This window comes from Streptomyces sp. GESEQ-35, from assembly GCF_017948485.1.
Classification (GTDB): domain Bacteria; phylum Actinomycetota; class Actinomycetes; order Streptomycetales; family Streptomycetaceae; genus Streptomyces.
Genome location: NZ_JAFFSX010000002.1, coordinates 1 through 12786, shown reverse-complemented (window position 1 = coordinate 12786; position 12786 = coordinate 1). Strand labels below are relative to the sequence as shown.

2 protein-coding genes are annotated in these 12786 nt (G+C 67.3%); both read right to left on the bottom strand.

All coding sequences use genetic code 11. The features are described from left to right. Positions 1 to 64: 64 nt before the first annotated feature. Positions 65 to 811, bottom strand: coding sequence for an aspartyl/asparaginyl beta-hydroxylase domain-containing protein (locus tag KCH87_RS03620; protein WP_210584058.1), 747 nt, complete (start codon positions 809 to 811; stop codon positions 65 to 67). Between the two features lie 37 nt (positions 812 to 848). After that, positions 849 to 12776, bottom strand: a complete 11928-nt coding sequence (locus KCH87_RS03615) for a non-ribosomal peptide synthetase (RefSeq protein WP_308298743.1) — start codon at positions 12774 to 12776, stop codon at positions 849 to 851. Between the last annotated feature and the right edge of the window lie 10 nt (positions 12777 to 12786).

Sequence of the window (12786 nt, the reverse complement as noted above, 5' to 3'; positions counted from 1 at the left end):
TCCCCAAGAGGAGTCGGAGCACGAGGGCGATGAGTTCCCGGCCGTCGGACACGTTCGCTGCCTTCTAGCCCATCAGCTTGCGGATCTCGGTGATGAGACCGACGAGGGCCTCACGCTCGGGGACGGTCGTTTCCGGGTGCCACAGGTCCACGAGGAGACAGGTGCGCGGCCTGGCGCCGTTGTTCCACGCCTCGTGCACGAAGGAGTAGTCGAACAGCAGGCACTCGCCCTCCTGCCAGCGCCGAGTCTCGCCGGCGACCGTAATGCCACACCCCTCGGGGATGTCGACCGCAAGGTGCAGATTGATGCTGAAGTTCCACAGGTCGCAGTGCGGGGCGATCGAGGCACCGGGAAGCAGCGTCGAGAAGTGGCTCTCCAGGAGGGGGCAGAGCTTGCCCTGCTCGATGACCTCGCGGGTGAGGATGGTGTACGCGGTGGGCACCAGGGCGGCCGAGGACTCGACCGGCCCGCCGTCGCGGAAGAGGTACAGCGCCTGCCAGTTCTCCTGGCGGCTCAGATAGTGCTCGTAGTCGGAGAAAGCGCTCTGGCGATCGGACCACGCGTCCACGAGCTCCAGCTTGATGGCGCCGTGTCCGGCTTCGAAGGCGCGGACGACGGGTTCGATGTCGGGGTGCTCGTAGGGATCGTGCCAGGGCGTCTGGGAGATCCCGGGCATGATCCACTTGGCGTCCTTCTGTAGCGGATGGCGCTCCTGCCGCTTGGCGTACACCATCTCCTCGACGCGTGTGATGGAGCCGGTTCCGTGCCGGTCCTTCACGTCCTGGAAGATCTCATCTATTTCGGGTGTCATGTCTCCCTCTTTCTGGCCCGCATCCGCCCTTGAATACTTACCGTCCGCCCACCCGAGCGATGCCCTGCCATATTTCGGCCAGCGAGTCCGGGCGAGCCATTTCCGCATGACTGCAGGCGATGCGCGCAACTTCGAGTCGGCCTGATATGTGTTCGTTCCACACAGTCGCAGCGCACACGTCAGTGGGCCTTCCGTGGCCCGCCTCGTAGAATTGGACATCCCCATCGAATTCTCCGGGAATGTGCTCCGTCATGATCTGGTGATTATTCCTGTATATCGCAGCGATTTCTGCGAGATGCCGCTCGGCGAGTTCGGTGAACAGGCTGCGGTCCCGGCGCAGTGCCGCCACGATCTCTGTCATCGTGAGTGGCTCCTCGCCGTTCTCGGCCTGCACTCCAAAGAATTCGGCAAGTCCTGCCGCTACTTCCTCCTCTGTGATCGGGAGCGGCGTCGCGGTCTCGTGCGCAGGGTAGGAGTCCAGCAATGCGAGGGTCTCTACCTGCTCGCCTTGTGCCCGTAGCTGGACGGACATCTCATGGGCGACGACACCGCCGAAGGACCAGCCCATCAGGTGGTAAGGACCCGATTCCTGTACAGCACGGATCTGCCGGACGTAGTCGGCTGCCATCTCCTGTATCGAATCCGGGAGCGCGTCCTTGCCGTCCAGACCTCGCGCCTGGAGGGCATAAACGGAGTGTTCCGGGGAGGCGATTCCAGCCAATGGCGCATAGCACCAGCCGATGCCGCTCACGGGGTGGACGCAGAAGATCGCCGAGCCGCCTCCGTGGTCCTTGATGGGCAGGAGCACGTCGAACGCCTCCCCGACCGAAGATTGGCCCAGCTCTTCAGTAAGAGTGGCAACGGTGGGCGCGGCGAAGAGAGCTCGAATGGCGAGCTCGTCGCCAAGGACATCCCGGATGCGGCTGATCAGCTGAACTGCCAGCAGGGAGTGGCCGCCCAACTCGAAGAAGTTGTCGTCGATTCCAACCGCGGGCACGCCCAGGATCTCCGCGAACAGCCCGCACAGGATCTCCTCCCGTGGGTTCCGCGGACCGCGCCCGGCCGCGTCCGCTTCGTACACGGGCGCCGGCAGAGCCCGCCGGTCCAGCTTGCCGTTGGCGGTCAGCGGGAGCCGGTCGAGGACCACGAACGCGGTGGGGACCATGTATTCCGGCAGCAGGCCGGCCGCGTGCGCGCGCAGGGCTTCGGTGTCCAGGGTGTCAGTGCCGGTCTCGGCGACCACGTAGGCCACGAGGCGTTTGTCGCCGGGCTGGTTCTCACGGGCCACCACCGCGATCTGGGACAGCCCCGGGAAGCGGCCCAGTACGGCTTCGATCTCGCCGAGTTCGATGCGGAAGCCGCGGATCTTGACCTGGTCGTCGACCCGGCCGACGAACTCCAGCAGGCCCTCGCCGGACCAGCGGGCCAGGTCACCGGTGCGGTACATACGGCTGCCGGCCGGGCCGAAGGGATCGGCCACGAACCGCTCCGCCGTCAGATCAGGACGCCCGAAATACCCTCGGGCCAACCCGGCACCCGCCAGGTAAAGCTCCCCGGCGACCCCTGCCGGAACCGGCTTCAGATTGCCGTCCAGGATGTAGGCCTGCGTGTTGTGCAGCGGGCGGCCGATCGACGGCGCTCCCGTGATGGGGGCGTCCGTGGACCAGACAGTGGCGTAGACCGTTGCCTCGGTCGGGCCGTAAATGTTGTAGACGCGGCCGGCTCGGAGTTCGTCCTTGACCTCGGCGGCGGCCTGGGCGGTCAGGGCCTCGCCGCAGAACACCACGGTTTCCGCCGTGGTGCGCACGTCGCCCTGGGACACGATCCGGGCAAGCGCGGACGGAACTCCACTCACCAGGACCGACGAACGGTTGTCGGCGTTCCGGTCGTCGAGGGCCAGCAGATCACGAAGCACCTCGATGCGACCGCCGGTCAGCAACGGGCCGAACATCTCGAACACGGAGACGTCGAAGTTGAGTGACGTGGTGAACAGGACGTGGGCCAGGGGCCGTTCACCGAACTCGTCACGGGCCCAGGCGACCAGGTTGGCCACGTTGACATGGGTGACGACGACGCCTTTGGGGCGGCCGGTGGAGCCCGAGGTGTAGATGATGTACGCCGGGTGCAACGGTTGCAGGGCGCTGATCCGGTCACGGTCGGTCGGATCGGTGGCAGGCCGGCTCTCCAGGGCGGCGACAACCTCGGGAGAGTCCAGGACCAGGCGGGGAGTCCGGGATCCGTCCGGGAGCATCCGCTCGGTCTCCTCGACGGTGAGGACGAGCGCTGGATCGGCATCCTCCAGCAGGTAGGCGATCCGGTCCGCCGGGTACGCGGGGTCGACGGGCATATAGGCAGCTCCCGCCTTGAGTACGGCGAGCAGCGCCACCATGGTCTGCGCGGTACGCGGCAGAGCGAGAGCGACGAACTGTTCGGGGCCGACCCCGTGCGCGATCAGGTGGTGGGCCAGGCGGTTGGCCCGCTCGTTCAGCTCGCCGTAGCTCAGATCCGTGTCCGAGGCCAGGACTGCCGGGCGCTCTGGTGTCAGGGCAACCTGCGACTGGAAGAGCGTGGGAAGAGTCGCGTCGGCCGGCTCGGCCCCGGTGTCGTTCCACTCCTCCAGGATCTGCCGTTGCTCCGGCGCGGAAAGGATCTCGATCCGGCCGAGCGGCCGGTCCGGATCCGCGACCGCCGCTTCCATCACTCGCACCATCCGGGTCACGAGGACTTCGACGCTCTCCTGGTCGAACAGGTCCGTGCTGTAATGCAGCAGGCCACCGATTCCGGCCGGACGGCTGTCGATCCCATACTGCTCGGTGAAGTTGAAGCCCAGGTCGAACCTGCTGAACTCGACCGGGACCGACTCCTGAGCCACTGTCAGGCCGGGCAGGTTCAGCGCACTGCCGCCGGTGGCGTCCAGGCCGAAAATGACCTGGAACAGGGGGTGGCGGGCCAGCGACCGCTGGGGGTTGATCGCCTCCACCAGTCGTTCGAACGGTACGTCCTGGTGGGAGTACGCGGCCAGGTCGGTCTCCCGGGTCCGGGCGAGCAGTTCCCGGAACGTCGGGTTCCCCGAGGTGTCGTTGCGCAGGACCAGGGTGTTGACGAAGAAGCCGACGAGGTCGTCCAGTGCTTCGTCGGTGCGTCCCGCGACCGGGGTTCCGAGAGGGATGTCCGAGCCCGCGCCCAATCGGTTCAGCAGAGTGGCGAGAGCGGCCTGGAGCACCATGAACAGCGTGGTGTTCGTCTCCTGGGCCAGGCCGAGCAGCGCACGGTGCAGCTCGGTGTCGATCCTGATCCGGACGGTGTCACCGCGGTAGTCGGCCACCTTCGGCCGAGGGCGGTCGAAGGGCAGCTCAAGCTGGTCGGGAATTCCGTCCAAGGCGCTTGTCCAGAAGTCCAGTTGCCTGCTCACCAGGGAGGTGGTGTCTTCCTCCGCGCCAAGGAGTTCGTGCAGCCACAAGGTGTAGTCGGCGTACTGCACCGGGAGCGCGGACCACGCCGGTGCCTGGCCCTGGAGCCGGGCGCGGAACGCGGTCTCCACGTCACGTCCGAGCGGCCCCATCGAGGCGCCGTCGCTCGCGATGTGATGCACGAGCAGCAGCAGGACGTGCTCGTCGGGGCCGACGGTGAACAGCGTCGTCCGGAGCGGGAGCTCGGCGGCCAAGTCGAATGCGTACTGTCCCGCGTCGCGCAGCGCTGTCTGCAACTCGCTTGCAGAGCAGGCGACTTGGTTCAGCTTTACGTCGACGGCGTCCGTTCCCAGCACCACTTGGGCCGAGCTTCCGTCGATCTCCTCGAAGACCGTCCGCAGGCTCTCGTGCCGTACCACCACATCGTTCAATGCCTGTTCGAGGACATCCGCGTCCAGGTCCCCGGTGATCCGGAACGCCACCGGGACGTTGTACGTGGCATTCGCACCCTCCAGCTTGTTCAGGAACCACAGCCGGTTCTGCGCGGGTGACAGCGGGATCCGTGCCGGACGCTCCGTCGTGGTCAACGCGGACCTGGCTGAACCCGCTTCCGCGATCTGGTCGGTGAGCGTGGCGATGGTGGGGGTTTCGAAGAGGGCGCGCACTGGCAGTTCGATGTTGAGGGTGGTGCGGATGCGGCTGACGAGGCGGGTGGCAAGGAGGGAGTGGCCGCCGAGTTCGAAGAAGTTGTCGTCGATACCCACGGCCGGTATGCCCAGGGTCTCGGCGAACAGTGCGCAGAGGGTTTCTTCTTGGGGGGTTCGTGGGGTGCGTCCCGTGCCGGCGGCGGGCATGTCGGGGGCGGGCAGGGCCCGGTGGTCGACCTTGTTGTTGGTGGTCAGCGGGAGCCGGTCGAGGACCACGAACGCCGAGGGCACCATGTACTCCGGCAGCAGCCCTGCCGCGTGTGCGCGCAGCGCTTCGGTGTCCACTGTGCCGGTGCCGGTCTCTGCGACCACGTAGGCCACCAGGCGTTTGTCGCCGGGCTGGTCCTCGCGGGCCACCACCGCCACCTGCGCCAACCCCGGGAAGCCGCCCAGTACGGCTTCGATCTCGCCGAGTTCGATGCGGAACCCGCGGATCTTGACCTGGTCGTCGACCCGGCCGACGAACTCCAGCAGGCCTTCGCCGGACCAGCGGGCCAGGTCACCGGTGCGGTACATACGGCTGCCGGCCGGGCCGAAGGGATCGGCCACGAACCGCTCCGCCGTCAGGTCCGCACGCCCGAAATAGCCCCGGGCCAGCCCGGCACCTGCCAGATACAGTTCCCCGGCCACTCCTGCCGGGACCAGCGAGAGGGCGTCGTCCAGAACATAGGCGCGCATGCCGTCCAGCGGACGCCCGACCGGTATCGGCGCGGGCACCACATCGGCCGCGGTCCAGGGGGCCTGGGTCGCGAACAGGGTGGTCTCGGTCGGACCGTAGGCGCCGCGCACGACGGTGTCCGGGCAGTGCTCCAGTACCCGCCGTACCGCGGTCGGGGAGATCAGGTCACCGCCGGTGATCACCTCCCGCACGTTCGCGAAGCAGTCCGGGTTCTCCTCGGCCATCACCCGGAACAGACCCGCGGTGATGTCCAGGCCGGTGATCTCCTCCTCGACGATCAGACGGGCCAGCTCGGCGACGCCCAGCTCGCCTTCGGGTGTGATGACGGTGCGTCCGCCGTGCAGCAGCGGCACCCAGAAGGCATACGTCGAGGGGTCGAAGGCGTACGAGGCCAGCAGCAGCACCCGCTCATGCGCGCCCGCCCCGAACATGCCGTCCACGACCAGGTCGAGGACGTCGCGGTGGGTGACCGCCACCCCCTTGGGACGCCCCGTCGAACCCGACGTGTACATCACATACGCCAGCTGCTCCGGCCGGCCCTCCACGCCCGGGTCACCGACCGGCAACCCGGCCAGCTCCACATCCTCATCCACCACCACAACCACGCCGGCAGCAGGCAGACCACGCTCACGCATCGCACCGTCGGCCAGCAGCACCGGCGCGGACGTCTCGTCCACGATCCACTGCATCCGCTCCAGCGGATACCCACTGTGCAGCGGGAGGTACAACGCCCCGGCCTTCAACACCGCCAGCAGCGCCACCACCAGATCCACCGAGCGCTCCATCAGCACCGCAACCGGTGCCTCCGGACCCACTCCCAGACCCAGCAGCCGATGCGCCAGCTGATTCGCCCGCTCATCCAACTCCCGGTACGTCAACTCCCGCCCGGCACACCGCACCGCCACCGCACCCGGGGACCGCAGCACCTGAGCCGCAAAAGCCGCCTGCACCGAACCAGCCCCGAGCCCCTCACCAGACTCCGCGCCGGCACACAACCCCAACAACCGCACACGCTCGTGCGTATCGATCACGTCGATTTGACTGATCGTCTGTGCCGGATCAGCAACAACGGATTCCAGGACGCGTACGAGGCGGGTGAACAAACGCTCCACGGTCTCCCGGTCAAATAGATCTGCGGCGTACGTGACATACGCTCGCACCGGCCCAGGAAGACCTTGATCGGTGTACTTCATGAGGAAGTTCAGCGACATGTCGAACTTCGCTGTCTGCTGTTCCCCCACGATCTCCTGGACTGTCAGGCCGGGCAGATCCAGGGCATTGCCGTCGCCGGTCTGAAGATTGAGCAGGACCTGGAACAGTGGGTGACGGGCCAGTGAGCGCTGAGGGTTGACCGCCTCGACCAGCCGGTCGAACGGCACGTCCTGGTGGGAGTACGCGGCCAGGTCGGTTTCCCGGACCTGCTCCAGCAGTTCCAGAAACGTCGGATTCCCCGATGTGTCCGTCCGCAGGACCAGGGTGTTGACGAAGAAGCCGACGAGGTCGTCCAGTGCTTCGTCGGCGCGTCCCGCGACCGGAGTTCCGATCGGGATGTCCGTCCCCGCGCCCATCTTCGTCAGCGCCACCGCCAGTGCCGCCTGCGCCACCATGAACGTGGTGGCGCCCGTCGAATGTGCCAGATCGGCCATCCCGCGGTGCACTTCTGCGTCCAGCTCGAAGAAGACCGAGTCGCCGCGGTAGCTGGCCACCTTCGGCCGGGAGCGGTCGAAGGGCAGCTCAAGCTGGTCCGGGATTCCTTCCAACGCCTTTGTCCAGAAGGCCAGCTGTTCACTCACCAGGGACGTGGGGTCTTCCTCCGCGCCGAGGAGCTGTCGCTGCCACAGGGTGTAGTCCGCGTACTGCACCGGCAACGCCGGCCACGACGGCTCGAGTCCCTGAAGCCGGGCCCGGAACGCGATCTCCAGATCACGCCCCAGCGGCCCCATCGAGGCCCCATCACTTGCGATGTGATGCATGAGCAGCAGCAATACCTGCTCATCGGGATCGACGGTGAACAACGTTGCCCGCAGCGGAAACCCGACCGACAGGTCGAACACATACTGACCGGCCTCCCGCAGCAGCGCGTCCAACTCGTCCGCACCACAGCTGACCCGATGCAGCTTCACGCCGGCCGCATCCTTGTCCAGGACCACCTGGACCGGGTCCCCGTCCACCTCCTGGAACACCGTCCGCAGGCTCTCGTGCCGTGCCACCACATCGCCCAAAGCCTGTTCGAGCACATCGGCGTTCAGCTCCCCGACGACCCGGAACGCCGCCGGAACGTTGTAGGTGGTACTCGCCTCTTCGAGCTTGTCGTGGAACCACAGCCGGTTCTGTGCCGGTGACAGCGGGATCCGCTCCGGGCGTGCCATCGCGGTCAACGCGGGCCTGGCCGCCCCTGCTTCCGCGACCCGGTCGGCGAGGGCGGCGACCGTGGGGGCCTCGAACACGTTCCGCACCACCAGCTCGGCCCCCAGGACCGAACGTATGCGGCCGGCCAGGCGGGTGGCGAGGAGGGAGTGGCCGCCGAGTTCGAAGAAATTGTCGTCGATGCCGACCGCGGGCACGCCCAGAATCTCAGCGAACAGCCCGCACAGGATCTCCTCCTGCGCAGTCCGCGGGCCCCGCCCGCCCACCACCGTCACCTCGTACACCGGCGCCGGCAAAGCCCGCCGATCCAACTTGCCATTCGTGGTCAACGGCAAGCGGTCCAGCACCACGAACGCCGAAGGAACCATGAACTCCGGCAACAACCCACCCACATGAGCGCGCAAGGCGTCCGCGTCCACGCCCTCGCTCCCGGCTTCAGCGACCACATAGGCCACCAGGCGCTTGTCACCCGGCCGCTCTTCCCGCACCACGACGGCAGCCTCCGCCAGGCCCGGGAAACGGCCCAGCACCGACTCGATCCCACCCAGTTCAACCCGCAGCCCGCGGATCTTCACCTGGTCATCGACCCGGCCCACAAACTCCAACTGGCCGTCCCCCCGCCACCGCACCACATCACCACTGCGGTACACCCGTGCCTGAGGATCGTCCGAGAACGGGTGCTTGACGAACCGCTCCTCGGTGAGCTCCGGGAGATTCCAGTAGCCCCGGGCCAGTCCGGGGCCGCCGACCCACAGTTCGCCAGGAACGCCCGGGGGCACCAGAACACCGTTCTCGTCCATGACGAACACCTCCGTGTTCGCCACCGGCCTGCCGATGGGGATCTGCCCGTTCCGGGGGGTGTTCCGGTCCACCCGGTAGCACGTGGTGAAGACCGTCGCCTCGCTGGGCCCGTACCCGTGGATGAGCCGCTCGGGTGCCCATGGCCCGTCCACCAGCGCGTCCACCACCGGCCGGTCGATCGCCTCGCCGCCGTAGAAGACGGACGTGACTCCGGCGAGGAGGTCGGGGCAGTCCTGTAGGTGCTGGCGCAGGAGGGGGGCCGTCAGCCACATCATGGTCACCTTGCAGCGACGTAGAGCGGCCTTGAGAGTGCCGGCGTCGAGGAGAACCTCCTTGTCCATGACTGCCATGGCAGCTCCGGACGTCAGCGCGGGCCAGCATTCGAAGGTGAAGGCGTCCCAGGAGAAGTTGGAGGGCTGGGCGACGACGTCGCCGGGCCCGAGGCCGGCGAACACGTCACTGTCGACTATCCGGCAGAGCGAGCGGTGTTCGATCATGACGCCCTTGGGGGTGCCGGTGGAGCCGGAGGTGAAGATCACGTGGGCCAGGCTCTCGGGGCCGGCCGGCACACCGGGGTCCGTGTCCGGCCGGGCGGCGATCTCGTGCCAGTCCTGGTCTATCAGCAGTCGCTCGGCAGAGGTGTCCCCCAGTCGATCCTGGAGGCGGGCATGGGTGATGACCAGCGGAGCATCGACGTCCGCCACCATGAACTCCAGTTGATGTACCGGGTATTCATGGTTGAGCGGCACATAGACAGCGCCTGCCTTCAGTACGCCCAGGACGGCGACGACCGCGTCGAAGCCCCGTTCGACACAGATCGGAACCAATTGCTCCGGGCACACACCCCGGGCGATCAGGTGGTGGGCGAGCTGGTTCGCCCGCGCGTCGAGCTCGCTGTAGGTCAGCTCTTCCACGCCGCAGAGCACCGCCGGCGCGTCCGGCGTTCGGGCCGCCTGTTCCTGGACCATCTGGTGCAGGGTGGTGTTGTCGGCGTAGGGCGCCGCCGTGTCGTTGCACTCGACGACGAGCTGTCGATGCTCCTCCGGGGAGAGGAGGCCGATGCGGCTCAGAGAGAGGTCCGGGTCCACCGCGACCGCGGCGAGCAGTCGCTCGAAACAGGCTGCGATCCGTTGTGCGGTATCCGCAGTGAACAGATCGAGGGCATACCCCAACCGTCCGCTGATCCCGTCGGGGACGCCATCCCCCGCGTGCTGCTCGAAGAGTTCAAGGGTGAGATCGAACTTGGCGACCTCAGTGTCACCCAGACTCACGTCCGCGGTCAGGTCGGGAAGGTCCAACCAGACGGACGTGTTGTTCTGCATGGCCAGCAGTACCTGGAAGAGGGGGTGCTGGGCAGTAGAGCGCACCGGGTTGAGTTCGTTCACCAAGAGCTCGAAGGGGACATCCTGGTGAGCGAAAGCCTCCAGGGACACCTCCCGTACCCGAGCCAGCAATTGCTGGAAGGAGGGATCGCCGGTGGTGTCGGTCCGGATCACCAAGGTGTTCACGAAGAATCCGACCAGGTCGCCCATCGCCTCATCGGTCCGGTTGGCAATGGGGGTGCCTACCGGAATGTCGTTTCCCGCGCCCAGCCGGGAGAGCAGCGCGGCGAAGGCAGCCTGCACCACCATGAACAGACTGGCCTGGTGGGTACGGCCCAGACTGGTCAGGCGTTGGTGCAGCTCTGCGTCCAGCTCGAAGAAGACTGTGTCGCCGCGATGGCTGGCCGCCTTCGGCCGGGGGCGGTCAAAGGGCAGCTCGAGCTGGTCCGGGATTCCTTCCAACGCCTGTGTCCAGAAGGCCAGTTGTTCACTCACCAGGGAGTTGGGGTCTTCTTTCGCACCGAGGAGTTCACGCTGCCACAACGTGTAGTCCGCGTACTGCACGGGCAACGCCGACCACGACGGCTCCGCCCCTGCACACCGTGCCGCATAGGCCAGGCTGATATCGCGGGTCATCGGAGCCAGCGACCATCCGTCGGATGCGATGTGATGCGTCAGCAGGAACAGGACATGTTCGGTCTCCGACAGGGCGAACAGACGGAACCGGACCGGCGGGTTCACCGCCAGATCGAAACGCTCCGCAGCAAGAACCGAGATCTCCGTGGGCAAGGCAGTCTCGTCGGTCTCCACCACCTCGAAGTCCTGCATCGCCCGCATCGCCGGCAGGATCTGCTGGAACGGCACGCCCTGAGCATCCTCGGGAAAGACGGTACGCAGGCTCTCATGCCGGTCCACCACGTCCTCGAGTGCAGCCCGCAGCGCGGCCCGGTCCAGTTGCCCCGAAAGACGCACGGCGAGGGGAAGGTTGTAGGTGGCACTCGTCTCTTCGAGCTTGTCGAGGAACCACAGCCGGTTCTGTGCCGGTGACAGCGGGATCCGCTCCGGGCGTGCCAGCGCGGTCAACGCGGGCCTGGCCGCCCCTGCTTCCGTGACCCGGTCGGCGAGGGCGGCGACGGTGGGGGCCTCGAACAGGGTGCTTACCGGCAGTTCGGCCCCCAGGACCGATCGGATGCGGCCGGCCAGGCGGGTCGCGTGGAGTGAATGTCCGCCGAGTTCGAAGAAGTTGTCGTCGATGCCGACCGCGGGCACGCCGAGTATCTCCGCGAACAGGCCGCACAGGATCTCCTCGCGTGGGGTCCGCGGACCGCGTCCGACTCCGGCCGTCGCCGGCAGGTCGGGGGCGGGCAGGGCCCGCCGGTCGAGCTTTCCGTTGGTGGTCAGCGGGAGCCGGTCGAGTACCACGAACGCCGAGGGCACCATGTATTCCGGCAGTTGATCTGCCGTATGTGCGCGCAGGGCTTCGGTGTCCACCGCGTCGCTGTGGCCCGGCTCGGCCACCACGTAGCCCACCAGCCGTTTGTTGCCCGGCTGGTCCTCACGCACCACGACCACGACCTGCGACAGCCCAGGGAAACGGCCCAACACCGTCTCGATCTCGCCGAGTTCGATGCGGAAGCCGCGGATCTTGACCTGGTCGTCGGCCCGGCCGACGAACTCCAGCAGGCCCTCGCCGGACCAGCGGGCCAGGTCGCCGGTGCGGTACATACGGCTGCCGGCCGGGCCGAAGGGATCGGCCACGAACCGCTCCGCCGTCAGATCAGGACGCCCGAAGTAGCCCCGGGCCACCCCCGTACCCGCCAGATACAGTTCGCCGGCCACTTCTGCCGGGACCAGCGACAGGGCCTCATCGAGAACATAGGCCCGCATCCCGTCCAGCGGACGCCCGATCGGCAGCGGCGCCGGCAGCTCGCTGCCGTCCGTCCACGGCTGCTGCGTTGCATACAACGTGGTCTCGGTGGGACCGTACGCGCTGCGCACGACGATATCCGGGCAGTGCTCCAGCACCCGCCGCACCGCGGTCGGGGAGACCACGTCACCACCCGTGATCACCTCACGCGCACCCGCGAAGCAGTCCGGATCCTCCTCCGCCATCACCTGGAACAAACCTGCGGAGATGTCCATGGCGGTGATCTTCTCGTCAGCGATCAGCCGGGCCAGCGTCGCCACACTCAGATCACCTTCCGGCGTGATGACCGTCCGCCCGCCATGCAGCAGCGGCACCCACAAGCCATAGATCGAGGGATCGAACGCATACGGAATGACCATCAGGACCCGCTCGTGCGCGCCCGGCTCGAACATGCTGTCCACGACCAGGTCGAGGATGTCGCGGTGGGTGACCGCCACGCCCTTGGGACGACCCGTCGAACCCGACGTGTACATCACGTACGCCAGCTGCTCCGGCCGGCAGTCCACGCCCGGGTCACCGACCGGCAACCCGGCCAGCTCCTCATCCTCGTCCACCACCACCAGGGCAGCACCACCAGGCAGGCCACGCTCGCGCATCGCCCGGTCGGTCAGCAGCACCGGCGCGGACGTCTCGTCCACGATCCACTGCATCCGCTCCAGCGGATACCCACTGTGCAGCGGGAGGTAGAACGCCCCGGCCTTCAACACCGCGAGCAGCGCCACCACCAGATCCACCGAACGCTCCATCAGCACCGCAACCGGC